Raw genomic sequence first — 25204 nt, 5'->3', positions numbered from 1 at the left:
GTAGCCTACAGGTAGACTATTGCGTTGTGGTGAAAGTCACAGCGCACCTGGTGAAAGAAGTACAGGTGTGCACTGAAACGTCTATTTTCAGGGCCGATGAAGGTCCTGTCCAGTGTTTAAGACTGCCGCACTTTAGCATTTATCGCCAGTCGCGGTTGTCTGGCCGGGTAACCAGCGTTGCAGCACGCGCTGCAGTTCGCTGCGGCGCAAGGGTTTGCTCAGGTAGTCATCCATGCCGGCGGCCATGCATCGCTCGCGGTCGCCGTCGAGCGCGTTGGCGGTCAGGGCGATGATCGGCAGGCCTGTGCCGTTGTCCAGTTGGCGAATGCGGCGGGTGGCTTCATAGCCATCCATGTGCGGCAACCGGCAGTCCATCAGCACCGCGGCAAAGCGCTGGCGGCCCACCAGGTCGACCGCCTCGAGGCCGTCTGCAGCGGTGCACACCGTCAGCCCCAGGCTGCGCAGCATGGCTTCTATGACACTCTGGTTGACCGCATTATCCTCGACCAACAGCACCTTTTTCTGCTCGGCAGCCGCCGCCGGCGGGTCGAGTGGGTGCGGCGGTGGCGCCGGCGCCTGGCTGGCCAGGGCCAAGGGCATCTCCAGGGTGAACGTTGAACCCTGGCCCACGTGGCTCTCACCGCGCAGCTTGCCACCCATGCGCTCGGCCAGGGTGCGGGCGATCGACAACCCCAGCCCGGTGCCGCCATAGCGGCGGGAAATCGAGCTGTCCGCTTGCTGGAACGCGACGAACATCATTTCCAGGCGGTCGCTGTCGATACCGATGCCGGTATCACGCACGCTGCAGGTCAGCCAGATCAACTGCCGATCGACCACTTGCCAGCGGGCCTCGACCTGCACCTGGCCGCGTTCGGTGAACTTCAGCGCGTTGCCCACCAGGTTCAGCAGGATCTGGCGGATGCGCGTAGGGTCGCCGTTCACCTGCAACTGGCCGATGTCGGCCGGCAGTTGCAGGTGCAGCCCAAGGCCGCGTTGCTGGGCGCTGTGCTGGAAGGACTGGACGCTGCTGGTGATCAGCTCGCCGAGGTTGAAGTCGATGTGTTCAAGTTGCAGCGCGGCGCGTTCGATGCGCGAGAAGTCCAGAATATCGTTGATGACTTTCAGCAGGTGCCCGGTGGACTCGCTGGCCACGGCGGTGTAATCGGCCTGTTCGTTGCTGAGCGGGGTGGTTTCCAGCAATTGCAGCATGCCCATCACGCCGTTCATCGGGGTGCGCAGCTCGTGGCTCATCATCGCCAGGAAATCGGACTTGGCACGGTTGGCCTGTTCCGCCTCTTCGCGGGCCTGGATCAGCTCGGCAATGGTTTGTTGCTGTTCAGCGCTGGCCTGCTCCAGGGCGCTGGCCAGGTTGTTGATGTGGCGCGCCAGGTGGCCCAGCTCGCTGTCGTCTACCACCGGCAAGGGGGTGTTGTACTTGCCTTGCTGGATGGCCTTGACCGCGTGGCCCATGTCGCTGATCGGCTTGGCCAGGCTCAGGGCCAGGCGGCGAGCCAGCAAGAAGGTGAACAGCAGGGCGAACAGCGCGAGGATGCCCGCCTTGATCACGATTTCCTGCTGGCGCTGGCTGAACGCGTCATCGGACATGCCGACGATCACCCGGCCCAGGTAGTCGTCCCCGATGGCCGGGGTGTTGGCTTTGCCCTGTTGCAGAAAATCGTTGTCCAGGCGTATCTGCTGCAGGCGGATGGGCGCCTGGAACACTTCGACCTGCTGCGCGCGGTTGGCGCTTTCGTCGGACTGCTCCACGTAGACCAGGATGTGGTTGCGGCTGTCCTGTACCTCCAGGAAGCGGACGTGCGGGATGCTGAGGGTGGCCCGCATGAGCCCCTCGAGCACTTCGTTGTTACCGGAAATCACCCCGTACTCCGACGCGGGTGCCAGCTGGTTGGCGATCAATTGCCCGGTGTGGTTGAGTTCCTGGCGCAGGTCCTGGATACGGACGAAGGTAAAGAAGCTGATCAGCAGCAAGGTCAGCAGCAGCGCGGGGCCAAGGCTGATGATCTGGGTGCGGGTGTGAATGTCCCAACTCAGGCGTTTGCTGCTCATGGGGTGGGTTCTCCTTCGGCCAGTACCTGGGCGGCGGCGTTCGGATCGATCGGTTCAAGGCCCAGGGCCCGGGCCACTTGCTGGTTGCCGCTGACGCTGTAGCGCTTGGGGTAGAGGCTGCGCGGCCAGCGCGCCGAGGGCTGGTCGAGCAATTGGTCGAGTTCCGCCAGCCAGTCGTCCTGGTCGCTGTAGGTGCTGGCCAGTGCGCCGGCGCGGACAAAACCGGCGTTGGGGCCGATCAGCGCCATCTGCCGGCCATAGCTGCTCAGCAGCAGGTTCTTCGCCGTCTTGGAGTTGTACAGGTCAGGGTCGTCCAGCCCCAGCAGGACATCGCTGTTGCCCAGCAGGTGCTGCAATGGCCGGTTGTCGCGCGGGTCGGACCAGTCCTGGGCCACGATTTCCAGGCCCAGCGGCCGTGCCGCATGGCGCAGTTCCTCGAGCAGAAACCCGCTGTGCTGGCCGTACAGCACGCCGATACGCCGTGCCTGGGGCAGCAAGTAACGCGCCAGGCGCAACTGACGGGCCGGTGGCGCGTCATTCCACAGGAAGGTGAGAAACGCCGGGCGCGACTTTCCCAGGCGCTGCTCAGCCTGAACCCGGCTGACGCGCATGACCAGGGCCGGTGGCCCGACGGTTTCGCTCAGGCGCCAATCGAGGGCAGCGTTGTCGAGCAGGATCAGGCGCTGGTCGGCCTTGAGTTTGCCTGGTGATGGCAAGTCGGCGGTGGTCTGGAAGTGCACATGGTCGTGCGGCCTGCGGTTTTCCAGCGCCGCCACGAAGCTGCGGATGCCGGGCTGGTCCTCGGCGCCGATCAGCAGGATCTCGCTGGCCGACAATGGGCCCAGCGGCCACAGGCACAGTACCAGCAGGCGCAACAGCAGGCTCATCAGAACTCCAGCTCCGCGCTGACGCTCAGGCGGTGGCGGCTGTCGTAGCGGTTCTGGGCTGCCGTGGTCGGTTCATCGTCCAGGCGCTGTTGCCACAACGCCGCCAGCTCCAGGTTGCTGCCATATACCCGGAAACGCTTGGCCAGGCGCAGGTCCAGGCGCTCGTAGCGGTACGCGTTGAGGGCATCGTCGCCGTAGTAGAACAGCGCGCTCGACCAGCCGGCGCCCCAGTCGCGCATCCACCCGGCCGAGCCGCTGTTGCGGGCGCTGAGGCGGCGATCGTCGGGGTTGCTGGCCCAGGCATCGACATAGGCGTAGGTCAGGCGCAGACGGTCGCGCAGGGTCGGGCGCCAGTCCAGTTGTGCCTCGCTGCCGCTGAAGCGGGCCTTGTTGGCGTTGCTGGCGATGTACTGGTTGTTGCGCAGCGGCTCGCTGATCATGCCGGTGATCTCGTCGTAGAACAGCTTCACGTCCATGCTCAGGTCGATGTCGCTGAAATAGCCGTTGTAGCCCAGTTCGCGCGAGCGCATGCGCTCTTGCTCGAGGTCGCCGGGGCCGCGGGTCTTGACGAAGTATTCGCCGTTTTGCAGGCCGAATGCATTGGGCGTGAGGTTCTTGACCGTGTAGCTCCAGTTGACGTTGTTCTCGAACATGTCGGGCGAGCGCACGGCCTCGGAATACACCGCACGCAGGCCATGGCGCGGGGTGATCAGGTAGTTGACCGCCACACGCGGGGTCAGCGAGTTGCCGGACAGCTGCGAGTCCTCGAACATGGCGCCGCCCTGCAGGATCCAGTGCTCGTCGGCGCGCCATTCCAGTTGCCCGAACAGGCGCCAGGTCTGGTCGTCGACGCTGCCGTTGAAGTAGGTCTGCGAATCGGCCCGGTCATAGCGGTAGTTCATGCCGCTGAGCAGGCGCAGGCTGTCGGTCAGGCTCAGGGTGTCCTGGATTTCCAGGTCGTAGCGGGTTTCGCGGGTACTCTGGTCAACATCGCCGCATACCTGTTGCTTGCCGCCGTTCTGCCATTGCTCCTGCACTTTCTGCAAAAGCCCTTGCAGGGCCGGGTCGTTCGTGGCCAGGGGGGCACCTGTGGCAATGCCGCGCGCCACGCTTTCGGCAAAGTCCGGGTTCAGTTGCCAGAGCTGGGTCAGCTCGGGGCTGAACGACTGCACCGCATCACAGGCGCGCCACACTTGCTGGCGGTCAAAATGTTGCGCCGAGGCCTGAACATAAAGGCTGTGTTCAGCGCTGAATTCCTTGGTCCAGCGCAGCGAGCCGGCGTAGTCCTTGGCGTTGACGTCGGCGTTGTTGCCGGCTTCGTACTGCTGGAAAACCGGCTGGTAGGTGTAGGGCCGTTGATTGCTGCCTTCTTTGGCCGCAAGTTGCCATTCCAGGGTCTGGTCGGTGGCCAGGGTATGACTGGCGCTGAGGTTGAAGCGGTTCAAACGGCGGCTGTCGCGGTAGTCCTGGCCGAACTGGTTCTCGTCGAAGCCGTCGTCGCGCTGGCCCGATACCGACAGGCGCATGTCGCCGCCCTCCCAGCCGAAGCCGTGGCTAAGGTAATAGTCGTTGATGCCATCCTCGCCGCGGGTCAGTTTCATCCGCGTGCCATGGCTGTCGGCCGGGTTGCGGGTCAGGATGTTGACCACGGCCATCAGCGCGTTGGCGCCATAGCTGACCGTGTTCGGGCCACGGAACACCTCGATACGCTCGATATCCTCCATGGCCAGGGGAATGTCGCTCCAGTCCACCGTGGCCAGGCCGGCACGGTACACCGAGCGGCCATCGATCAGCACCTGCATGCGCCGCGCGTCATTGGCGTTGCTGCCATGGTAGTTGACCGTGGGCTGGTTGCCGGCGCCGTAGCCGATCATCATGCCCGGTACCAGGCGCAGCAGCTCGGGGATGTCACGGGCACCGCTGGCGCGGATCAGTTCGCTGTCGATGACGGTCATGCTGCCCGGCACCGCTGCCGGCGACTGTTTCAGGCGCGTGGCGGTCAGAACCTGGGGCAGGTCGGTGTTGTCGATGAACAGATCCTCGGCCACGGCCGGGCTACCGAGCAGGGCGGTCAATATGAGCAGACGCGGGAAAGGGGGCGTGCCAGGGAACACAGAGCAGCCTTGTCTCAGGATGGAAACAGGCATGGTAACCGACCTTGGCGCAATTGCCAGTGACCCGCCTCAAGCTTCTGGCTGCAGGCATGCCGTGCCAGGCTTTTCTCGCTGCCGGTAGCTCGAAGCTTGCAGCTTGGCTTTATAATGCGCCGGTCGCCACTTAATTTATGGCTTTAACGGATTGAATATGACTGAACAGCAACCTGTTGCAGTTCTGGGCGGCGGCAGCTTCGGCACCGCCGTGGCGAACCTGCTGGCGGAAAACGGTGTGCCGGTGCGCCAATGGATGCGCGACCCGGCCCAGGCCGAGGCCATGCGTGTCAATCGTGAAAACCCGCGCTACCTCAAGGGCATTCGCCTGCACGACGGGGTGGAACCGGTCAATGACCTGCTGGCCACCTTGCAAGCCAGCGAGCTGGTGTTCGTGGCCCTGCCATCCAGCGCATTGCGCAGCGTGCTGGCGCCGCATGCCGAGCTGTTGCGCGGCAAGGGCCTGGTCAGCCTGACCAAGGGCATCGAGGCGCAGAGCTTCAAGCTTATGAGCCAGATCCTCGAAGAGATCGCCCCCCAGGCACGCATCGGCGTGTTGTCCGGGCCCAACCTGGCCCGCGAAATTGCCGAGCACGCGTTGACTGCCACGGTAGTGGCCAGCGAACACGAAGCGCTGTGCCAGCAGGTGCAAACGGTGTTGCACGGGCGTACCTTCCGCGTTTACGCCAGTGCCGACCGTTTTGGCGTGGAGCTGGGCGGGGCGCTGAAGAACGTTTATGCGATCATCGCCGGCATGGCCGTGGCCTTGGGCATGGGCGAAAACACCAAGAGCATGCTGATTACCCGTGCCCTGGCCGAAATGACCCGCTTTGCCGTCAGCCTGGGCGCCAACCCCATGACCTTCCTGGGCCTGGCCGGGGTCGGTGACCTGATCGTCACCTGTTCGTCCCCCAAAAGCCGCAACTACCAGGTGGGTTTCGCACTGGGGCTAGGCCAGAGCCTGGAGGAGGCCGTCACCCGCCTGGGCGAAGTGGCCGAAGGCGTCAACACGCTCAAGGTGCTCAAGGCCAAGGCCCAGGAGGTGCAGGTGTACATGCCGCTGGTGGCGGGCCTGCATGCCATTCTGTTCGAGGGCCGCACGCTGAACCAGGTCATCGAGCACCTGATGCGTGCCGAGCCCAAGACCGACGTCGATTTCATTTCCATCAGCGGCTTCAACTGAGCCGAACAGAGCAAGGAGCGGTACATGAACGATACCCCGGAGCGCGCCCAGCGCGAGTCGATCATCCTGCGGGTGCTGTGGATGCTGGTGTTCCTGGTGGTTTGGCAACTGGCTGAATTGCTGTTGGGCGGCCTGGTGCTGGTGCAACTGGTCTACCGCCTGGTGTATGGCGCACCCAGCGCCAGCCTGATGAATTTCGGCGACAGCCTGAGCCAGTACCTGGCGCAGATCGGCCGTTTCGGCACTTTCCATACCGACCAGAAACCCTGGCCGTTCGCCGATTGGCCAGCAGCGCGTGCGCCGGAAGGCGAGGCGCCGCACGCCGTAGCCCCGGCCCCGCACCCTGTGCGTGACGAGGAGCCCAAGCTGTGAAACTGTGGGTACTGCGCCACGGTGAGGCCGAACTGCGGGCCAACAGCGATGCCGAACGGCGCCTGACTGCGCATGGTCGCGAGCAGGTGGTGCGCAGCGCTGCCCACCTGCTGGGGCAGCCATTGCAGGCGATCATCGCCAGCCCTTATGTGCGGGCCCAGCAGACTGCGGCGCTGGTGCATGAGACCCTGGGGTTTGCCGAGCCGCTGCGCACCGTGCCTTGGCTCACACCAGAGGCCGATGTGCAGCAGGTCATCGGCGAAATCGAGCGGCTGGGGCTGCAGCATGTGCTGCTGGTCAGCCATCAGCCGCTGGTGGGCAACCTGGTCGGGCTGCTGCAGCATGGCCACCTGCAACAGCCAGCGGCCATGAGCACGGCCAGCCTGGCTCAGCTGGAAGGGGAATGGCCCCTGGCCGGGCTGATGACCCTGAAGGCGCTCAACGCCCCTGCCTGAGCTTGCGGGGGCCTGAGGCCCCCGCACATTCCGAGATGGCAACTGACATTTTTGCCAGTTGTCGCGCGCCTCGACTGCTTGATAGCGTTGCCCGAAAACCAGCAGTCAGGGAGCGATGCATGAGCGGTGCGATGTGGGAGCTGCTGTGCTCCCTGGACCTGCAACCCACCATAGACCAGGTTGACCAAGGCGTTTCGCTGGACTTCGCCCAGTACAGCCTGCTGCGCGAGGCTGCCGACGCCAAGTTCTACCAACTGATGCGCAAGGTCGAGGGTTATACGGTGCCGGGGCCGATCGCCCGGCAACAGAGCGAGCACGACCTGCAGACCCTGCAGGATGCCTGCCTGCGGGTATCCCATCTGCTGCAGTCCAGCTGCCTGGCCCTGCGCCGGCTGCAGCTGGATTACCAGGACCAGCGCCTGGCCCGTGAGGCGCTGCAGAGCCAACTGGCCTACATGCAGGCCTGCCTTCGCCGTTCACTGGAGAGTTTCGACCACGCTTCATGGCCTGATAGCCGCCGCCGATGACCTTTCCGGGCATTGCCGAACCGGCTCGCCATGCCGACAATGGGCCATCATTCCCGTCCGGATCAGGCGCCATGTCGCAGCAGATCTTTTTCGCCCATGCCAACGGTTTTCCCTCGGCCACCTACGGCAAGCTGTTCGCCGCGTTGGCGCCGGACTATCAGGTCCAGCACCTGGCTCAGCACGGCCATGACCCGCGCTTTCCAGTGGATGACAATTGGCAGAGCCTGGTCGATGAATTGCTGCACCACCTGGCGCAGCAGGAGCAGCCGGTGTGGGGCGTAGGCCATTCGCTGGGTGGGGTTTTGCACCTGCACGCGGCGTTGCGCTGCCCCGAGTATTACCGTGGGGTAGTCATGCTCGACTCGCCGGTGCTGACCCGTGCAGACCAATGGTTGCTGCGCACCGCCAAGCGCTTCGGCTTCATCGACCGCGTCACCCCGGCCGGGCGCACCTTGGGGCGCCGTCAGCTTTTCACGGACCGCGACAGTGCCCGTGAGTACTTCGCCGGCAAGTCCCTGTTTCGCCAATTCGACCCCGACTGCCTGGACGCTTACATAGAGCATGGCCTGCAGGCGATGGAGCAAGGCCTGCAACTGCGCTTCGACCCGGCCACCGAGATCAGCATCTACCGCAGTATCCCGCATACCAGCCCCGCCCCGGCGCGACAGTTGCAGGTGCCGCTGGCCATGGTGCGCGGTGACCGCAGCAGGGTCATCCGGCGCCACCATGCCCTGGCGGTGCGTGGCATGCCGCAAGGGGAGTACCACAGTGTGCCAGGGGGCCACATGTTCCCGTTGGAGCGGCCTGCCGATACCGCCAGCCTGCTCAAGGGCCTGTTCGACCGCTGGGGCCAGGCATGAGCGCGCAGGTCGAGGAAGTTCGCCTGAGTTTGGGCCACATCGAACTGGCCGCACACCTGTTCGGGCCTGTGGACGGTCTGCCGGTGATCGCCCTGCATGGCTGGCTGGACAACGCCAACAGCTTCGCCCGCCTGGCGCCGCTGTTGCGCGGCTTGCGCATCGTTGCCCTGGACCTGGCCGGTCATGGCTATTCGGAGCACCGCCCGCCAGGGGCCAGCTATGCCCTGGCCGACTACGCCCACGATGTACTGCGGGTTGCCGAGCAACTGGGCTGGCAGCGTTTCGCCCTGCTGGGCCATTCGCTCGGCGCCATCATTGCGGTGCAAGTGGCCGGTGCGTTGCCGGAGCGGGTCAGCCACCTGGCCTTGATCGACGGCGTTATCCCACCCACCGGCGCCGAGCAGGATGCCGGTGAGCGCCTGGGCATGGCGTTGCTGGCGCAGCTGCGCCTGGATGGCAAGCGCAAATCGGTGTACACCACCCTCGAGCAAGGTGTGCAGGCGCGCATGAAGGGCATGGTCGCGGTAAGCCGGGAAGCGGCCGAACTGCTGGCGCAGCGCGGGCTGATGCCGGTGCCCGGGGGCTACAGCTGGCGCAGCGACAGCCGCCTGACCCTGCCTTCGCCGTTGCGCCTGAGCGACGCCCAGGCCATGGCCTACGTGCGCCGGGTGAATTGCCCGGCGCAACTGGTGATTGCCGCCGACGGGATGCTGGTGCGCCATACCGCATTGCTGGAGCAGCTACCCTTTGAGCAAATGACACTGCCGGGTGGCCACCACCTGCACTTGAACGATGAGCAGGGCGCGGCCCTTGTCGCAGACTGTTTCAATCGCTTCTTTGGCTTTGCTTGACTTGCACCGGACAAGTGTCGAGGCTTGGCGGGTTGAAAGGGAGACAACCATGCAATTGCCAGACAACCTGGAGCTTCACCTCGGCGCACGGCGCCGCCTGGGTCGCCGATGAACGCGCCCCTGTCCATCCGCACCGTTGCAGCTGCCTGCCTGGCATTGGCCAGCCCGCTGCTGTGGGCTGGCAGCCTGCCGGTGCCTGCAGACGCCAACGTGGTCGACCAGCGCCCGGCCGTGGAGCAGGAGCGCGTCTACCCGCTGGGCCCATTGCGCAAGATCAGCGGTCGCCTGCGGGTTGACGACAAGGTCGAAAGCCGTGGCCAGGTCAGCTCGGTCACCTACGAGCTGCCGGTCGAACGCACCGCCCGCGAAGCCTTCACCAGCGCCCGCGAGGCGCTGCAGCGCGACGGCGGCTACCCGCTGTTCTGGTGCCAGGGCCGCGATTGCGGCGAGGCCAGCCTGTGGGCCAACGAGGTGTTTGCCAATGCCCGCCTCAACGGGGGCGACGAACAACAGGCGTTCATTCTGCTGCGCCGTTCGGCAGAACAGGCCGACACCCTGGTTGCGTTGTACAGCGTTACCCGCGGCAACCGCCGTGCGTATTTGCATGTGGAAGAGTTCGTCGCCGACAGCCCGTTGGGCGACTTGCTGCCCACGGCGGCCACGGTGCTGCGTGAAATGCGCGATACCGGCAAGCTCGACTACCCGGACCTGGCGGCACCCCAGCCTGCCTGGGCCAACCTGCTGGCACGCAGCCTGAACCTCGACAGTACCCTGCGTGCCAGCCTCAGCGGCGTTCAGGCCGAAGCCTGGCGCGAGGCGCTGATCAAGGCCGGGGTGCGCAACGGTCGCCTTGAAGTGGGCACTGCGCCCACCACTGGCTTGCACCTTGAACTGATTCGTTGAGCGGGTGCTGCGATGGTCAACAATGATCGCCTGCTGGTCCAGATTCTGCTGCTGGCGTTGCTGGGGGCCGGCCTTTGGGTCATGGCGCCGTTCATATCGGCATTGCTGTGGGGCGCTATCCTGGCCTTTGCCAGCTGGCCGTTGATGCGCCTGCTCACACGGGTGCTGGGGGGGCGCGAGACCCTGGCGGCCAGCCTGCTGACCATGGCCTGGATCCTGATCGTGGCGCTACCGCTGGTGTGGCTGGGTTTCAACCTGGCCGACCACATCCGTGATGCCACCGCGTTCGTCCGTGACGTGCAGGTCGACGGCCTGCCAGATGCCCCGGCCTGGCTGGGGGGCTTGCCGTTCGTGGGCGAGCGCCTGGTCAGCTGGTGGCAGTCGCTGGACCAGCAGGGGGCAGCCTTGCTGGCCTCGGTCAAACCGCACCTGGGGCAGGTTGGCAACTGGTTGCTGGCGCGCAGCGCGCAAATCGGCAGCGGCGTGCTGGAACTCACACTCAGCCTGGTGTTCGTGTTCTTCTTCTACCGTGACGGGCCGCGTTTGTCGGCGTTCGTGCTGCGCCTGCTGCACCGCTTGATGGGCGAGCGTGCCGCGTACTACCTGGAGCTGGTGGCCGCCACCGTGCAGCGTGTGGTCAACGGGGTGATTGGTACCGCCGCGGCGCAAGCGCTGTTGGCGTTGATCGGTTTTCTGATCGCCGGCGTGCCGGGGGCCATTGTGCTCGGCCTGGTGACCTTCATGCTCAGCCTGATTCCCATGGGGCCGCCACTGGCCTGGATCCCGGCCACCGCCTGGCTGGTGTGGAAGGGCGAGTACGGCATGGCGGTGTTCCTCGGTATCTGGGGCACGTTCGTCATCAGTGGCGTGGACAACGTGCTCAAGCCCTACCTGATCAGCCGGGGCGGCAACCTGCCGCTGGTCATCGTACTGCTGGGCGTGTTCGGCGGCCTGCTGGCGTTCGGCTTCATTGGCCTGTTCATCGGGCCTACCTTGCTGGCGGTCGGCTACAGCCTGTTGCTGGACTGGAGCCGTAACGCCGTAGAGCAACCGCCCCAGCACTAGCCTGTACGGGCCCGCTTCGCGCAGGCTTGCGCGAAGCGGGCCGCGCCGCTGCCTCGACACCCTGATCTTTACGCATTCTTTATACCCCTCGCTGCCCCTCCATCTCGTTCCTTTACACCCCTTCCTCGGACAATTCCCCAAAGCGGCCCAAGCCGCATCTCGGGGAGAACCACACATGAACATGCTCGACGGGCTGTCACTGCTACTGGCAGTGGCCTTGGCGTTTTATCTGCTGGTGGCGCTTTTGCGCGCCGATCGCGGCTAAGGAGCGGCCATGCACAGTTACGACTACGCCTTGCTCCTGGCATTCTTCGCCCTGGTGCTACTGCCGGCACCCTGGCTAGGGCGTTTCTATTTCAAGGTCATGGAAGGCCAGCGCACCTGGCTGTCACCCGTACTCGGCCCGGTCGAGCAGGCTTGCTACCGGCTGGCAGGGGTAGACGCGCGCCAAGAGCAAAACTGGCGCCAGTACACCCTGGCGTTGCTGAGCTTCAACCTGGCCGGCTTCCTGCTTTTGTTCACGGTATTGCTGTTGCAGGGCTACCTGCCCCTCAACCCGCAGCACCTGCCTGGCCAGGAATGGTCGCTGGCATTCAATACCGCCGTCAGCTTCGTCACCAATACCAACTGGCAGGCTTACAGCGGCGAGGCGTCGGTCAACTACCTGAGCCAGATGCTTGGCCTGACGGTGCAGAACTTCGTCAGCGCCGCCACGGGCCTGGCCGTGCTGGTCGCGCTGTGCCGCGGTATTGCCCGGCGTAGCAGCGCAACGCTGGGTAACTTCTGGGCCGACATGACCCGCGCCACCCTTTACGGCTTGCTGCCGCTGTGCCTGTTGCTGGCGCTGCTGCTGGTATGGCAGGGCGTGCCGCAGACCTTTGCCGACTATGCCCACGCGTTGACCCTGCAAGGTGCCGACCAGAGCATCCCGTTGGGCCCGGCCGCCAGCCAGATCGCCATCAAGCAGCTGGGCACCAACGGCGGCGGTTTTTTCGGCGTGAACTCGGCGCACCCGTTCGAGAACCCCACGGCCTGGAGCAACCTGTTCGAGGTGGCATCGATCATCCTCATTCCGGCGGCCCTGGTGTTCACCTTCGGCCACTACGTCAAGGACCTGCGCCAGAGCCGCGCCATCCTTGCCTGCATGCTCGCATTGTTCCTGATTGGCGGCAGCACGGCGCTGTGGGCCGAGCACCAGCCCAACCCGGTGCTTGCAGGCGAACAGGTCCAGCAGAGCGGCCCCATGGAAGGCAAGGAAAGCCGCTTCGGGACTACCGCTTCGGTGCTGTGGACCGTGACCACCACTGCCGCATCCAATGGCTCGGTCAATGCCATGCACGACAGCCTCAACCCGCTGACTGGCATGGTGGCGATGGTCAACATGATGGTCGGTGAGGTGATTTTTGGCGGCGTCGGCGCGGGGCTGTACGGCATGTTGCTGTTCGTGTTGATCGCCGTGTTCCTGGCCGGGCTGATGATTGGTCGTACGCCGGAGTACCTGGGCAAGAAGCTGCAGGCACGTGAGGTGCAGTTGCTGGTGGCCACGCTGCTGGTGATGCCGCTGGGTGTGCTGGTGCTTGGCGCCATCGCTGCCAGCCTGCCGGGCCCGGCAGGGGCGGTCAGCAACCCGGGGGCGCATGGTTTCAGCCAACTGCTGTACGCCTACACCTCGGGTGCCGCCAACAACGGCTCGGCGTTCGCCGGGTTCGGTGCCAACACGGTGTACCACAACCTGATGATCGGCCTGGCCATGCTGATCGGCCGCTTCGGCTACATCCTGCCGGTACTGGCTTTGGCCGGCAGCCTGGCGGCCAAGAAGGCCGCGCCCCTTGGGGGCAACAGCTTCCCCACCCACGGCCCGCTGTTCACCGGCCTGCTGCTGGTGACCATCCTGCTGGTCGGTGGCCTGACGTTTCTGCCGACCTTGGCCCTTGGGCCGATCGCCGAACATTTGAGCCTGGGTTTTTGAGGATCGACCATGAATATGCCCATTCCTGAAATGAAAGCCCGGCACAGTGCCAAAGACCAGACCCGGTTTGCGGCGCTGTGGCGCCCAGCGCTGGTACAGGCCTTGGTCAAGCTCGACCCACGCCAGTTGCAGCGCTCGCCGGTCATGCTGGTGGTGGCGGTGACTGCGCTGCTGACCACGGTACTGTGTTTTGCCCCTGGCAGTGGCGTCAGCCGCGGCGTGGCCGTGCAGATTGCCATGTGGCTGTGGTTCACCGTGTTGTTCGCCAACTTTGCCGAGGCCCTTGCCGAAGGGCGCGGTAAAGCCCGCGCCGACAGCCTCAAGGCCGGCAGCCAAGGCTTGACCGCCCAGCGCCGTCAGCGTGACGGCCACTATGAAACGGTAGCTGCCGGCGCCTTGCGCAAAGACGATGTGGTGCGTGTGGTGGCCGGTGAAATGATCCCCGCCGATGGTGAGGTGCTCGAAGGGATCGCCGCGGTCAACGAGGCTGCGATCACGGGTGAGTCGGCGCCGGTCATTCGTGAATCCGGTGGCGACCGCTCGGCCGTCACCGGTAACACCCGGCTGGTTTCCGACTGGCTGCTGATCCGCATCACCAGCAACCCGGGCGAGTCCACCCTGGACCGCATGATTGCCCTGGTCGAAGGTGCCAAGCGGCAGAAAACCCCCAATGAAGTCGCCCTCGACATCCTGCTGATCGGGCTGACGCTGATCTTCCTGATCGTGGTGGTGACCTTGCAGCCATTCGCCCACTTCGTCGGCGGCAGCGTGCCGCTGATCTTTCTCGCTGCCTTGCTGGTGACGTTGATCCCCACCACCATCGGTGGCCTGTTGTCGGCCATCGGCATTGCCGGTATGGACCGGCTGGTACGGTTGAACGTGATCGCCCGCTCGGGCCGTGCCGTGGAAGCGGCCGGGGACGTGCATACCCTGATGCTCGACAAGACCGGCACCATTACCTTCGGCAACCGCCGTTGCAGCGCACTGCACGCCGCGCCGGGCGTAACCGCACGGGAACTGGGGGAGGGTGCCCTGCTGGCCTCGCTGGCCGACGATACCGCAGAAGGCAAGTCGATCGTCGAGTACCTGCGTCAGTTGCATGCCGTTGTCGAGCCCCCTGCCGGGCACTACGAAGCCGTGGCGTTCAGTGCCGAAACGCGCCTGTCGGGCATCGACTTCCAGCAGCGCCGCTACCGCAAGGGGGCCGTCGATGCGGTGCTGGCATTCGTCGGCATGCAGCGCCTGGACATGCCGCCAGCGCTGGCCCGTGAGGTTGAACGCATCGCCCAGAGCGGTGGCACGCCCTTGCTGGTGTGCCTGGACAAGCGCCTGCTTGGGGTGATCCACCTCAAGGACGTGGTCAAGCCTGGCATCCGCGAACGCTTCGCCGAATTGCGCAAGCTGGGTATCCGCACCGTGATGGTGACCGGTGACAACCCGTTGACGGCTGCTGCCATCGCAGCGGAGGCCGGGGTGGATGATGTGCTGGCCGAGGCCACGCCGGAGAAAAAGCTGGCGCGCATTCGCCAGGAGCAGAACGAGGGCCGCCTGGTGGCCATGTGCGGCGACGGTGCCAACGACGCCCCGGCGCTGGCCCAGGCCGACGTGGGCATGGCCATGAATGACGGCACCCAGGCGGCGCGCGAGGCGGCCAACATGGTCGACCTGGACAGCGACCCGACCAAGCTGCTGGACGTGGTGCAGGTCGGCAAGCAGTTGCTGGTGACCCGGGGGGCGCTGACCACCTTTTCCATCGCCAATGACGTGGCCAAGTATTTCGCCATCCTGCCGGCGCTGTTCGCTGCCATCTACCCGCAGTTGGGGGTGCTCAACCTGATGCACCTGGCCAGCCCGCAAAGCGCGATCCTCTCGGCCATCGTGTTCAATGCCCTGATCATCGTCGTGCTGATTCCTTTGGCGCTACGGGGTGTGCGGGTCCAGGCGGCCAGCGCTGCCCACCTGTTGCGGCGCAACCTGTTGATCTACGGGCTGGGCGGCATCGTGGTGCCGTTTGCCGGCATCAAGCTGATCGATCTGTTGCTCAACGCCCTGCACCTGGTCTGAGGAGGCCACCATGAACGCTTATCTACGCCCTGCCTTGAGCCTGGCCTTGACGATGACCTTGATCACTGGCGCGCTATACCCGCTGGCGGTGACCGGGGTCGCCCAGGTGGCTTTCCCGGTACAGGCCAACGGTAGCCTGGTGCGCGATGACCACGGCCAGGTGCGGGGTTCGGCCCTGATTGCCCAGAACTTCCAGGGCGATGGCTGGTTCCATTCACGGCCTTCGGCAGGCGCCTACGCCACCGTGGCCAGCAGCGCCAGCAACCTTGCGCCGAGCAATCCGGCGCTGGTGGAGCGGGTCCAGGGCGATGCGGCGCTGCTGTACCAGGCCCAGCAAGGGCCGGTACCGCAGGCGCTGCTGACCACCTCGGGCAGCGGCCTGGACCCGCACCTGCCACCGGCGGCGGTGGCCTACCAGATTCCCCGGGTCGCAGCGGCGCGGCAGTTGCCCGTGGCGCGCTTGCAAGCCTTGCAGGAAGAGGCCACCCTCAGGCCATTGATCGGCCCGCCGGTGGTCAATGTGCTGGCGTTGAACCGGGCCCTGGAAAAACTCGCCAGCAAGAGCAAAGGATGAAACATGAGTGATTCCGCGCGTGCAGACGCGTTGTTGGCTACCCTGCCGCGCACCGGCCGTGGCCGGCTGAAGGTGTTCCTCGGTGCTGCGCCGGGGGTGGGCAAGACCTTCGCCATGCTGCAAGCCGCGCATGCCCAGCAACGCCAGGGCGTGCAGGTAGTGGCCGGGGTGGTCGAAACCCACGGCCGTGGCGAAACCGAGGCGCTGCTTGCCGGCTTGTTGCAGCAGCCCATGCTGCGCAGCCAGTATCGGGGGGTCACCCTTGAGGAAATGGACCTCGACGGCCTGCTCGCGTGTGCGCCAGCCTTGGCACTGGTCGATGAGCTGGCGCACACCAACGCCCCCGGCAGCCGCCACGCCAAGCGCTGGCAGGACGTGCAGGAGCTGCTGGCCGCGGGCATCGACGTGTACACCACGGTCAATGTGCAGCACCTGGAAAGCCTCAACGACAAGGTGCGCGACATCACCGGCGTGCACGTGCGCGAAACCTTGCCTGACTGGGTGCTGCAGGAAGCCTTCGAGCTGGTGCTGATCGACCTGCCACCGCGTGAGCTGCTGGAGCGCTTGCGTGAAGGCAAGGTGTACGTGCCCGAGCAGGCGCGGGCCGCCATCGATGCGTTTTTCTCGCAAACCAACCTCACCGCTCTGCGCGAACTGGCCATGCAGACGGCCGCCGCCCAGGTCGATGCCGACCTGGCCCATGGCTACCGCCAGCGCGGGCAGGCAGCCCCCGCGTTGCGCGGCCGGCTGCTGGTCGGTGTGGATGGCGATGACCAGGCCGAGCGCCTGGTGCGTCACGCCAGCCGCGTGGCCCAGCGCCGCCACTTGCCGTGGAGCCTGGTGCACGTGGACAACGGCCGTTTGCGTGACGAGGCAGCCCGCCAGCGCCTGCAGGCGGCCCAGCAACTGGCCGAGCGCCTGGGAGGCGAAGTGGTGTTGCTGCGTGCCGGTGAAGTGGCGCGCACGCTGATCCAGCATGCGGCCGAGCGGCGCGCCAGCCTGGTACTGGTCGGCCAGTCGCGCGACCGTGTGCACCGGCGCTGGTTCGGTGCAGGGGTGGCTGCCCGGCTGTTGCGTGAAAGCCATGGGCTGGAAATCAACGTGCTGGACCGCGATGTACAGCCCTCGGCGCCACGTTCGGCGGTGCGCCGGGTGTGGGTCTGGCGGCACTACCTGCTGGCGTTGCTGGCCACCGGGATGGCCGCAGGCCTGGCTTGGGCCGTGTCGAGCGTGCTGGCACTGCCGAACATCTCGCTGGTGTTTCTGGCCGCGGTGCTGCTGGTGGCGGTACGCAGCAGCCTGGGGCCGGCCCTGGCCTGCGCGGCACTGTCGTTCCTGGCGTATGACTTTCTGTTCATTCCGCCCAATTTCTCGTTCAGCATCCAGCGCGAAGAAGATGTGCTGACGCTGGTGTTCTTCCTGCTGATGGCCGCCCTTACCGGCAACCTGGCCGCCCGCCAGCGCCGCCAGTTGCAGGCGCTGCGCGAAACCCAGGCGCAGACCAGCCAATTGCTCGACCTGTCACGCAGGCTGACGGTGGCCACTGACCGCCAGGCCGTGTTCAACGCCGCCGGGCAGCACCTGGGCGGCTGGCGCGACCTGCAAGTGTGCCTGCTGCAGCGCACTGCCGATGGCCAGCTGCAGGTGGCCAGCGGCGAGCACCAGGGCTTCAGCGCCACCGAGCGGGCCGCCGCCGATTGGGCCTGGCAACACGGGCAGGCCGCCGGGCACGGCAGCGACACCCTGCCGGAAGGGCGCTGGTGGTGGTGGCCACTGGCGGTGGATGAGCAACCGCTGGCGCTGTTGGGAGTGCGCCCACGCTCAGGGCAGCCGCTGAGCGACCCGCGTCGGCGCCTGCTGATCGCCCTTGGCCAGCCGCTGGCCCAGGCCCTGGCCCGTGCCCGCCTTGCCGAACAACTGGAAGCTGCGCGCTTGCACGGCGAGACCGAGCAGCTGCGCAGTGCCTTGCTGGCTTCGGTGTCCCACGACCTGCGCACCCCATTGACGGCCATGCGCGGCAGCATCGACAGCTTGCTGGCGCTGGGCGAAGCGATTCCGCTCGACGACCGCCGCGAGCTGTTGGAGGGCACCCGCGACGAGGCCGAGCGCCTGGACCGCTACATCCAGAACCTGTTGGACATGACACGCCTGGGGCACGGTGGCCTCAAGCTGGCCCGCGACTGGGTGGCGCCAGCCGATATCGTTGGCAGTGCGCTCAACCGCCTGCGCGTGGTGTTGGCGCCGCTTCGCGTGCACACCGACGTGCCCGTCGATCTGCCGCTGCTGTTCGTGCATGCGGCATTGATCGAGCAGGCATTGGTCAATGTGCTGGAGAACGCTGCGCGTTTCTCGCCGGCCAATGGTCGGCTGGAACTGCGGGTGGCGGTGCAGGACGAGCGGCTGTGCCTGACCGTGAGCGACCAGGGGCCGGGCATTCCCGTGGGCGACCGCGAAAAGATCTTCGACATGTTCTACACCGCCGCCCGTGGCGATCGCGGCGGGCAGGGGACTGGCCTGGGCCTGGCCATCTGCCAGGGTATGATCGGTGCCCATGGCGGGCAGATCCTGGTGGGCGAAGGCATTGATGGCCAGGGCACCGGCATCACTTTATGCTTGCCGCTGCCCCCGCAACCTGCAGCCGAAAGTGAAAGCCCATGAGCCAGCCCGCCACCCTGTTGGTTATCGACGATGAACCGCAGATCCGCAAATTCCTGCGTATCAGCCTGGCCTCGCAAGGCTACAAGGTGCTCGAGGCGGCTACCGGCGCCGAAGGCTTGGCCCAGGCGGCCCTGGGCAAGCCGGACCTGGTCGTGCTGGACCTGGGCCTGCCTGACATGGACGGCCAGCAGGTGTTGCGGGAGCTGCGGGAATGGAGCTCGGTCCCGGTGTTGGTGCTGTCAGTGCGTGCCAGTGAGCTGCAGAAGGTCGATGCGCTGGATGGTGGGGCCAACGACTATGTGACCAAGCCGTTCGGTATCCAGGAATTTCTCGCCCGGGTCCGTGCGTTGCTGCGCCAGGTGCCGCAAGCCGGGGGCTCGGAAGTGAAGGCCAGCTTCGGGCCGTTGACGGTGGACTTCGCCTTCCGCCGGGTAACCCTGGAGGGCGTGGAGGTGGCGCTGACACGCAAGGAGTACGCGCTGCTGGCGTTATTGGCCGGGCACCCGGGGCGAGTGATGACCCAGCAGCAGTTGCTCAAGGATATCTGGGGGCCCAGCCATGTGGAGGATACCCATTACCTGCGCATCGTGGTCGGGCACCTGCGCCAGAAACTAGGCGATGACCCTACGGCGCCACGCTTCATTATCACCGAGGCGGGGGTGGGGTACAGGTTGGTGGCGCCTGTTGCCTAGCGGTAAGTCGCGCTGGTTGCGGTTGGATCACGCAGCGCCGACCACGCGGCTGCCTGGGGTGGAACAGGGTCTTCGCCCGGTGAATTGAGCATCGGGTGACTTCAAGGGGCTGTTCTTGACTCCAGGTCCATTTCGGCTGGCCATTCCACTTTAGGGGCAAGACGCAGGGCGAACTCACACCAGAGTACGTCGTTGTGATCCTTCGGCTCCCCAGGTGGGGGTAAGGCGCTGGGGCCATGCTGCATGTAAGTGCAGACGTAAGCCCAGGCATGCTGATCCGCCCCCATGGTACTCAGGGGAAACCGGTCGATGACGTTGTTCGTTCCGGGTGCGACGATGGACAGCACCACCCCACATTTGAAACTGGGCGCACCGTTTCCCGGCACGCCACGGTAAAGCCAGCGCTCGGCGCGCACTTGCGACCAGTCGTAGCAGACTGGCTCGACTTTCCAGGTTCCGAAAGGCTTCCACCAACAGTCTTTGAAGTTGTAGGCATAGATTTTTTTTCGTTTCCGGTTGAAACGAATAGGTTCGTCGCGAGGGGGGCATATGCACCTTCGAATTAAAAAAACACACGCCCATGTTTCGAGGATCAGCGAAAGAGTGCCAATGAATACTTGCTCAGAATCGAGATATGCAAAACTTTTTATCATGTCGAAAGGAAGTGTTGAAATGATGAAAATTGCAGGTAATGTAAAGAGGATTACTAGTTCCCTAGCCCAGCTTATAGCTCTAGATAATTCAAGATAGATTGAATCTTGATGATTTGGAGATTTGTCACCTAAGCCTGGCTCAGTTGTACACGGGTCATCAGGAAGAGGGAGGTCCTCCTTCCAGAAAGTGCAGGGAGGATTAAGCAGCGGGCGAGACATTGAAAGATGCTCCAGAAGCGATTAATTTTTTATCGATTTTTACGAAGCTCGATTGGTCGTATCTGCAGGGTGAGTACACAAGCAAGCGCTCAATGCCCTCCAGGTTGTTGTTGTCCCAGCATCGAGTTAACTCATTGCCTAATTACCTCGAGATGCTGTTCTGGACTCCCGATCCATTTCGGCCGGCCACTCGACTTTAGGGGCTAGCCGCAAAGCGAGTTCACACCAGAGTACGTCGTTGTGATTCTTGGGCTCCCCAGGTGGGGGCAAGGCGCTGGGGCCATGCTGCATGTAAGTGCAGATGTAAGCCCAGGCATGCTGATCCGCCCCCATGGTACTCAGGGGAAACCGGTCGATGACGTTGTTCGTTCCGGGTGCGACGATGGACAGCATGACCCCCCATTTGAAAATGGGGGCACCGTTTGGAAGCATGCCGCGCTGAAACCATCGCTCGGCACGGACTTGTGACCAGTCGTAGCAGACTGTCTCGACCTTCCAAGTTCCGAAGGGATTCCACCAACAGTATTTGAAGTTGTAGGCATAGATCTTTTTTCGTTTACGGTTAAAGCGAATAGGCTCGTCGCGAGGGGGGGATAGGCTAATGCGAATGAAGAAGGCAGATGCCCATATTCCGCCGGCTAGCAGCAAGACGCTAATAAGTATGAGCTCAGAATCAAGAAGTTCAGAAATCTGTATTATATTAAGAGGGAAGGTGGCAGTGAAGATAATCATAGGAAGTGAAAAAAATAACATCAATTCCCTGGCTCCGCCCAAAGGCCTAGCTATTTCGAGATAGGTCATATCTTGGTGATTAGGAGATTGATAACTTAAGCCAGGCGCAGTTGTGTTTGAGGTGTCTGGCAATGGAAGGTCTTCCTTCCAGCCTTTGCAAGGAGGGTTCAGCAGCGGGCGAGACATTAAAATATGCTCCAGGCTGAATTCATTTTGTTCTCGATTATCACCACTTTAGCGTAGCTCGATTTATCGTTTCTGTTAGGCCAGTAGGCGAGCGTCAACTCAACTTTCTCTATGTTGTGGTTGTCCAGAAGCGGGAGTGAACCAGTAATGTGAATTGTTCTGTAGATGGATTTGAGAGTAAAGTATTTATCTAGGCTTCCAAAGTCAGCGAGAACGCCGCCCAAATCACTTGGGATGTGTTCGATTTTACCAGTATCCGAGCTATAGGCAGCGATACAGCGTTGTCGATCAACACCTGCTGGGATAATTGCGAGATGCCATTCGTATTTCGTAAGTTCGGAGGTGGCACTCGGCAGCCTAAGATCTACGTCGAGATAAAAACCCGTTGCAACAGAATTTCCGTCATTGAGCAGTGCCCCTGCTGAATGTGGCGTTTGTGCGGTGTGAGAGGATTGGAACCTCGTTCTGATCGACACGTAAGCATGTAGACCAATGACTGCTGCATTGAATGCCCTTACCGCGTTGCTAAGGTCCTGTTCGTCGATCCAGCGTCGATGCCCCTCTGGCTTTCCCCATTTACTATGTCGGGCCCACAACTCCAGCAATGAGGACTCATGGTTGTTGGCGATCGTCGCCAGCGTGTAGGCCGCCAGTCCAATTAAAACCATACTGCCTAAGACGATGAGAAAAGGGGCTCCCAATAAGGCAGTATAAATGCCTAAGCTAGCAGAGACAGCAGCTGCTCCGGCTGCGCCCATATAGTTGAAGCTCGCTGACTCATCACCTTCACGGCCAGTTCGAAGGCCGGCATTCCAGTACTGCACGGCATCCATAACACCAGCCATCGCCGCGATGCCGCCGCCGTACCGCGCCATACTGATGCCCAAACCCGCCGTTAGTATCTGCCCAGGGCGCTGTGTACGTGCGAATACCTGCGCAACAACCAGTCCTGCGGCCTCAACACTGGCACCCAGCACCCCCAGCGATGAAGACCAGACCGCCGCCTGCGCCTCGGGGTTGTGCTGATGGGTCTGCTGTAACGCCCGGTAGTTTCTACGCAGGCTGTCCTGCTGAAACCACAGCCCGCCCAGCGCAAGCAGCAGGCCGACGCTGCCCGTACCGGTCGCCGCATCCCGCAGGCTACGCATTGCATCGCTGGCCACGCTTTGCGCCGCCATCGAACTGATCTGCAGCCCGGCAGACACCTGTGCCTTTACCGAGGCTGCACCGATCGCCACAGTGCGCACCAGCGCGCCGAAACCTTCGGCCGTCGACGTTTTCAGCTGGACCAACCGTGCCTGTAATTGCTCGGCGCTCTCGAAGGTCCACAGCACCACGTCGATCATCTGGTTGCGGTTACCGACCGCGGCGATATTGATTGCGCCGCTCAGCACCATGGCGCGGACCTTGCGCCCCACAGGGTCGCGGAACTGCTGGTCGACCTGCTGCAGAAATGCATCGGTACGGATTCGCAGGGCCTCGTCGAGCACGCTCAGGTACTCGCCGACAGTCAATGAAACGCGCAGCGGGGTTACGTGCTGCCCGGCATACAGCGCGAAAGCCGCCCGGTGCACATGGCCGACCAGGGTGCGGCTGCGTTCGCTGAGGTGCTGGGCGAGCGTATTCCCTGCGCTGGTGGTCGCGGCCAGCAGTTGACCGACGGCATCCTGCAGCGGCTTGACCATCAGCAACTGGCCCTCGGGGGTGCCAGCGAGGGCTTTGATGATGTCGTAGACCTTGCCGAAGTCGTCGCCTGACAAGCCGCCGATCACGCGCTGCAGCAGCGTCTGGTTCCTGGCCATCAGCGCCTGGTACAACAAGCTGTGCTCGTCTTCCAGCAGGTGCTGCCAGACGAGCTGCGTCATACCCAGCGGCTGACCTTCCTCGGGCATCAGTTCGCTAGGGCCCCCGGCTAGGCAGTCGGCCATCATCTGGATGAAGTACTCGACCGAGACCGGGTCGGCAGCGTCGTAGTCGAAGCGACCGATCTGGTGAAACGCCGGCTGGGCGTAGTGCAGCGCGTACAGCTGGCCAACCTGGTCGATCATCGACTGCCAGTGGTTCAGTTCACGGTCGTAGCCAGCCTGGAACGCCGCGCGGGCGCTTTCGTCGTAGCGCGCTTGCAAGCGGTCCCGGGCCTGCTCCTGGTTGCGAGCGGTGTTGCGGCGGGTCTGCCTTGCGATATCCACTGGCGGCAGGTGCGCCTTGATGCCGACGGGGCTGTCGTTCCACTGTTCGACCTGGCGTGCCTCACGCTCAGCTGCCTCGGCGCCCTGTGCGGCGGCCGTGGCAGCATGCAGTTGCTGGATGCCCAGCAGCGCCTGGGAGGTGAAGTACTCGAAGTGCCGCTGCGGCTGCGCGCGCCATGCCTGCATGGCCTGGACCCAACCTGTGCGCTGGGCGTTCAGTTCCACCACCATGCCGACGGGGTCGGGCAAGGTCAGCGCCAGCACACCGTTTGGCAATTGTTCCCGAGCAATGACGGTACGCAGATAGTTGTGGGTTTCGGACCACCGACCCAAACGGCTGTAGAAGCCGTGAGCACTCGTGAACCGGGCCGATGAAAAGGTGGAGAACTCGAGCACGCCCTCCATGCCGAAGCGGAAACTGTCGGTCATGGCGATGCCGAGGCTGGCGGGGTCGTTGCGTGCACGGTGCAGGTCGACTTCGACGAAGCGGGCGAGGGTGGCCGGGTCTGACTGGGCGATGCCTTTGCGGTAGCGGTCGAGCACGGTGCGCGGCCACGGATCGTTGGCGAAGGCAACCCAGGCGGTGCGGTACAGCGACGTGTCGATGTTGATGAACGAGGCGATGACGTCATGGCCTGCGGTGGCACACCATTTGGGCAATGGCCTGGGCGGCCCCAGCGGCATCTGCGATACCGGAAACCGCTGCAAGGTGGCATCGGCCGCCACTGCGTAGGCCTGCCAGGTGGCCTGGTCGAGCAGAACGTAAACGTAGCCCTGGCGCAACAGGCGGAGCTGGTCGGTGTGCATCGGGTGGTAGGTGATTTCGCTGTCACTGGCCCAGCGAAACAGGTGCCCGGCATCGGGGCGCGGGGCATAGGCCTCGCGCAGCAGCAGGATGGGCAGGCCAATACGCCCGCAGGCGTTGCAGCCGCCGTGGCTGTTGGGGATTTCTTCCTGCATGGCGGCATGGATGGTTGCACTGATGCTCATGAGTAGCCTCCTGCCTGCGGCAGGTCGGCAACGATGCGTGCCCAGGCACTGTCGCCGTAGCGGGCGAAGCAGGCGGCCAGGCGTTGCTGGCCAGCCACCGCCTGTGCCACGTCGCGCTGGATGGTCGGGTGCTGCAGCAGCAACGGGTGGACCATGAGCAGGTGCAGGCACATGCACTGGATATCGCCACGGTCGCGCAGGCCCTGCTTGAAGGCCCTGATCATCAGGTTCATGACATGGACGGGCGCGTTGGCCGGCAAGCCGGATGAGCCTGGGCATTGGCCACGGGTGGCGCCAGTTTGCGCGGTCGCCAGGCGATGCCAGGCACTGAGCAGTTGAATGATCTGTGGCGCGACGTTCTGGGTTGCGCGGACTTCACGGGTGATGCGCAGCTCGCCAGCCGGCGATGGCCGTTCGAGCACCGTGCAACTGCCGCAACCATCGGGATGCAGCCAGCTGCGAATCGGCCCGAGTACTGCGCCAGCATTGTTCAGGGTGACGCGCAGCAACGCCAGCCTCACGGGTTCGTACCAGGCCGTGATGCCATGCGGGGCGGGCTGATGCAGCACATGGCACTGCTGGCTGATATGCCGGGCAATGGCTTCGGCGGGTTGATCGCTGAGCAGCCAGGCACACACGTAGTGCCAGGTGGCCGTAGCCTCACGGGCGGCGTAGGTTGCGCTCAATGCGGCCAGAGCGCCGCACGCCTGGCCGGGGCGGGCCAGCCGCACCAGCGCAGGCCAGCGTTCAGGGGCCTGCACCAGGCCGCTGCTGTCGATGCGCGTTACGGCGTCACTGCCCAGCGCCTTGGCCAGCATGGCGATGTCCAGCGGGTGCCCGCTCTGGCAGCCAGCGAAGGGGGCCAGCAGCAGGTAAAAGGCTTCATCGGGGTGGCGGTGCCGGTGCGCGAAGTCATCCACCGACTGCTGGTAGCCGCGTGCGGCTTGGCTCGACATGAGAA

Annotated in this window: 21 protein-coding genes; 14 read left to right on the top strand and 7 right to left on the bottom strand. The window is 64.2% G+C overall.

Annotation, left to right across the window (positions count from 1 at the left end):
• Window positions 1–132 precede the first annotated feature (132 nt).
• Genes DMX12_RS02680 through DMX12_RS02670 form a run of 3 tightly spaced genes read right to left on the bottom strand, consistent with a single transcriptional unit; the run spans window position 133 to window position 5101 of the window.
• Window positions 133–2067, bottom strand: a complete 1935-nt coding sequence (locus DMX12_RS02680) for an ATP-binding protein (protein ID WP_110676123.1) — start codon at window positions 2065–2067, stop codon at window positions 133–135.
• Complete coding sequence (locus DMX12_RS02675; protein WP_110676122.1) at window positions 2064–2954, bottom strand: ABC transporter substrate-binding protein; 891 nt, start codon at window positions 2952–2954, stop codon at window positions 2064–2066. Before DMX12_RS02675 ends, DMX12_RS02680 begins: the two co-directional genes overlap by 4 nt.
• Entirely contained in the window at window positions 2954–5101 is a 2148-nt protein-coding gene (locus tag DMX12_RS02670) for a TonB-dependent siderophore receptor (protein ID WP_174824168.1), read from the bottom strand. Before DMX12_RS02670 ends, DMX12_RS02675 begins: the two co-directional genes overlap by 1 nt.
• A 157-nt stretch (window positions 5102–5258) precedes the next feature.
• Here DMX12_RS02670 and DMX12_RS02665 point away from each other — a divergent pair, with 157 nt between their 5' ends.
• The 14 genes from DMX12_RS02665 to DMX12_RS02600 all read left to right on the top strand — a co-directional run bounded on the left by DMX12_RS02665 (window position 5259) and on the right by DMX12_RS02600 (window position 19274).
• Window positions 5259–6284 (top strand): NAD(P)H-dependent glycerol-3-phosphate dehydrogenase, encoded by a 1026-nt coding sequence (locus DMX12_RS02665; RefSeq protein WP_110676118.1) that lies wholly within the window; start codon window positions 5259–5261, stop codon window positions 6282–6284.
• A gap of 24 nt (window positions 6285–6308) precedes the next feature.
• Window positions 6309–6656 carry a DUF4389 domain-containing protein gene (locus DMX12_RS02660; RefSeq protein ID WP_029887739.1) on the top strand — a complete coding sequence of 116 codons (348 nt, stop codon included), beginning with the start codon at window positions 6309–6311 and terminating at the stop codon, window positions 6654–6656.
• On the top strand, window positions 6653–7111 hold the full coding sequence (gene sixA / locus DMX12_RS02655; RefSeq protein ID WP_110676116.1) for a phosphohistidine phosphatase SixA: 459 nt from the start codon (window positions 6653–6655) through the stop codon (window positions 7109–7111). Before DMX12_RS02660 ends, sixA begins: the two co-directional genes overlap by 4 nt.
• Window positions 7112–7242: 131 nt before the next feature.
• Window positions 7243–7638 carry a hypothetical protein gene (locus tag DMX12_RS02650; protein WP_110676169.1) on the top strand — a complete coding sequence of 132 codons (396 nt, stop codon included), beginning with the start codon at window positions 7243–7245 and terminating at the stop codon, window positions 7636–7638.
• A 71-nt stretch (window positions 7639–7709) separates the two neighbouring features.
• Window positions 7710–8498 carry an alpha/beta fold hydrolase gene (locus tag DMX12_RS02645; RefSeq protein ID WP_110676114.1) on the top strand — a complete coding sequence of 263 codons (789 nt, stop codon included), beginning with the start codon at window positions 7710–7712 and terminating at the stop codon, window positions 8496–8498.
• Window positions 8495–9349, top strand: coding sequence for an alpha/beta hydrolase (locus DMX12_RS02640; protein ID WP_009683168.1), 855 nt, complete (start codon window positions 8495–8497; stop codon window positions 9347–9349). The genes DMX12_RS02645 and DMX12_RS02640 overlap by 4 nt, the downstream gene beginning before the upstream one ends.
• Before the next feature lie 108 nt (window positions 9350–9457).
• Complete coding sequence (locus tag DMX12_RS02635; RefSeq protein ID WP_110676112.1) at window positions 9458–10252, top strand: DUF4892 domain-containing protein; 795 nt, start codon at window positions 9458–9460, stop codon at window positions 10250–10252.
• A 12-nt stretch (window positions 10253–10264) separates the two neighbouring features.
• The gene (locus DMX12_RS02630; RefSeq protein ID WP_054904242.1) at window positions 10265–11317 is read left to right on the top strand and encodes an AI-2E family transporter; all 1053 of its coding nucleotides are present in this window, start codon (window positions 10265–10267) and stop codon (window positions 11315–11317) included.
• 175 nt (window positions 11318–11492) lie between these two features.
• Complete coding sequence (gene kdpF, locus DMX12_RS02625) at window positions 11493–11582, top strand: K(+)-transporting ATPase subunit F (RefSeq protein WP_033690477.1); 90 nt, start codon at window positions 11493–11495, stop codon at window positions 11580–11582.
• Between the two features lie 9 nt (window positions 11583–11591).
• The gene (gene kdpA / locus DMX12_RS02620) at window positions 11592–13286 is read left to right on the top strand and encodes a potassium-transporting ATPase subunit KdpA (protein ID WP_110676110.1); all 1695 of its coding nucleotides are present in this window, start codon (window positions 11592–11594) and stop codon (window positions 13284–13286) included.
• Between the two features lie 9 nt (window positions 13287–13295).
• On the top strand, window positions 13296–15350 hold the full coding sequence (gene kdpB / locus DMX12_RS02615; protein ID WP_110676107.1) for a potassium-transporting ATPase subunit KdpB: 2055 nt from the start codon (window positions 13296–13298) through the stop codon (window positions 15348–15350).
• 10 nt (window positions 15351–15360) lie between these two features.
• Window positions 15361–15924: a potassium-transporting ATPase subunit KdpC gene (kdpC, locus tag DMX12_RS02610; protein ID WP_110676105.1), complete on the top strand. Its 564-nt coding sequence runs from the start codon at window positions 15361–15363 to the stop codon at window positions 15922–15924.
• 3 nt (window positions 15925–15927) lie between these two features.
• Entirely contained in the window at window positions 15928–18582 is a 2655-nt protein-coding gene (locus DMX12_RS02605; protein ID WP_110676103.1) for a sensor histidine kinase KdpD, read from the top strand.
• Window positions 18579–19274: a response regulator gene (locus DMX12_RS02600; protein WP_009683157.1), complete on the top strand. Its 696-nt coding sequence runs from the start codon at window positions 18579–18581 to the stop codon at window positions 19272–19274. The genes DMX12_RS02605 and DMX12_RS02600 overlap by 4 nt, the downstream gene beginning before the upstream one ends.
• Before the next feature lie 101 nt (window positions 19275–19375).
• On the opposite strand, the gene DMX12_RS29740 is transcribed toward DMX12_RS02600, so the two are convergent.
• The 4 genes from DMX12_RS29740 to DMX12_RS02580 form a co-directional block, all read right to left on the bottom strand.
• Window positions 19376–20146 carry a DUF6708 domain-containing protein gene (locus DMX12_RS29740; RefSeq protein WP_232108642.1) on the bottom strand — a complete coding sequence of 257 codons (771 nt, stop codon included), beginning with the start codon at window positions 20144–20146 and terminating at the stop codon, window positions 19376–19378.
• Window positions 20147–20284: 138 nt separating this feature from the next.
• A complete protein-coding gene (locus DMX12_RS29735; protein ID WP_232108643.1) occupies window positions 20285–21064 on the bottom strand; it encodes a DUF6708 domain-containing protein in 780 nt (259 codons plus the stop codon).
• Complete coding sequence (locus DMX12_RS02585; protein ID WP_110676098.1) at window positions 21064–24243, bottom strand: T6SS effector BTH_I2691 family protein; 3180 nt, start codon at window positions 24241–24243, stop codon at window positions 21064–21066. The genes DMX12_RS29735 and DMX12_RS02585 overlap by 1 nt, the downstream gene beginning before the upstream one ends.
• Window positions 24240–25199, bottom strand: a complete 960-nt coding sequence (locus DMX12_RS02580; RefSeq protein WP_110676094.1) for a hypothetical protein — start codon at window positions 25197–25199, stop codon at window positions 24240–24242. Before DMX12_RS02580 ends, DMX12_RS02585 begins: the two co-directional genes overlap by 4 nt.
• Between the last annotated feature and the right edge of the window lie 5 nt (window positions 25200–25204).

It is taken from the genome of Pseudomonas sp. MB-090624, from assembly GCF_003205245.1.
Classification (GTDB): domain Bacteria; phylum Pseudomonadota; class Gammaproteobacteria; order Pseudomonadales; family Pseudomonadaceae; genus Aquipseudomonas; species Aquipseudomonas juntendi.
Note: the sequence above shows the minus strand (reverse complement) of the source record. Positions and strands in the feature narration are given on the sequence as shown.

What these genes read in the sequence shown, in the direction of transcription:
- kdpB (WP_110676107.1), top strand. Translation starts at nt 13,296, where the DNA reads ATGAATATGCCCATTCCTGAAATGAAAGCCCGGCACAGTGCCAAAGAC.
- DMX12_RS02600 (WP_009683157.1), top strand. Translation starts at nt 18,579, where the DNA reads ATGAGCCAGCCCGCCACCCTGTTGGTTATCGACGATGAACCGCAGATC.
- DMX12_RS02585 (WP_110676098.1), bottom strand. Translation starts at nt 24,243, where the DNA reads ATGAGCATCAGTGCAACCATCCATGCCGCCATGCAGGAAGAAATCCCC.
- DMX12_RS29735 (WP_232108643.1), bottom strand. Translation starts at nt 21,064, where the DNA reads ATGTCTCGCCCGCTGCTGAACCCTCCTTGCAAAGGCTGGAAGGAAGAC.
- DMX12_RS02660 (WP_029887739.1), top strand. Translation starts at nt 6,309, where the DNA reads ATGAACGATACCCCGGAGCGCGCCCAGCGCGAGTCGATCATCCTGCGG.
- DMX12_RS02670 (WP_174824168.1), bottom strand. Translation starts at nt 5,101, where the DNA reads ATGCCTGTTTCCATCCTGAGACAAGGCTGCTCTGTGTTCCCTGGCACG.
- DMX12_RS02665 (WP_110676118.1), top strand. Translation starts at nt 5,259, where the DNA reads ATGACTGAACAGCAACCTGTTGCAGTTCTGGGCGGCGGCAGCTTCGGC.
- DMX12_RS02580 (WP_110676094.1), bottom strand. Translation starts at nt 25,199, where the DNA reads ATGTCGAGCCAAGCCGCACGCGGCTACCAGCAGTCGGTGGATGACTTC.
- DMX12_RS02680 (WP_110676123.1), bottom strand. Translation starts at nt 2,067, where the DNA reads ATGAGCAGCAAACGCCTGAGTTGGGACATTCACACCCGCACCCAGATC.
- DMX12_RS02630 (WP_054904242.1), top strand. Translation starts at nt 10,265, where the DNA reads ATGGTCAACAATGATCGCCTGCTGGTCCAGATTCTGCTGCTGGCGTTG.
- DMX12_RS29740 (WP_232108642.1), bottom strand. Translation starts at nt 20,146, where the DNA reads ATGTCTCGCCCGCTGCTTAATCCTCCCTGCACTTTCTGGAAGGAGGAC.
- DMX12_RS02650 (WP_110676169.1), top strand. Translation starts at nt 7,243, where the DNA reads ATGTGGGAGCTGCTGTGCTCCCTGGACCTGCAACCCACCATAGACCAG.
- DMX12_RS02605 (WP_110676103.1), top strand. Translation starts at nt 15,928, where the DNA reads ATGAGTGATTCCGCGCGTGCAGACGCGTTGTTGGCTACCCTGCCGCGC.
- kdpA (WP_110676110.1), top strand. Translation starts at nt 11,592, where the DNA reads ATGCACAGTTACGACTACGCCTTGCTCCTGGCATTCTTCGCCCTGGTG.
- DMX12_RS02635 (WP_110676112.1), top strand. Translation starts at nt 9,458, where the DNA reads ATGAACGCGCCCCTGTCCATCCGCACCGTTGCAGCTGCCTGCCTGGCA.
- DMX12_RS02645 (WP_110676114.1), top strand. Translation starts at nt 7,710, where the DNA reads ATGTCGCAGCAGATCTTTTTCGCCCATGCCAACGGTTTTCCCTCGGCC.
- kdpF (WP_033690477.1), top strand. Translation starts at nt 11,493, where the DNA reads ATGAACATGCTCGACGGGCTGTCACTGCTACTGGCAGTGGCCTTGGCG.
- kdpC (WP_110676105.1), top strand. Translation starts at nt 15,361, where the DNA reads ATGAACGCTTATCTACGCCCTGCCTTGAGCCTGGCCTTGACGATGACC.
- DMX12_RS02640 (WP_009683168.1), top strand. Translation starts at nt 8,495, where the DNA reads ATGAGCGCGCAGGTCGAGGAAGTTCGCCTGAGTTTGGGCCACATCGAA.
- DMX12_RS02675 (WP_110676122.1), bottom strand. Translation starts at nt 2,954, where the DNA reads ATGAGCCTGCTGTTGCGCCTGCTGGTACTGTGCCTGTGGCCGCTGGGC.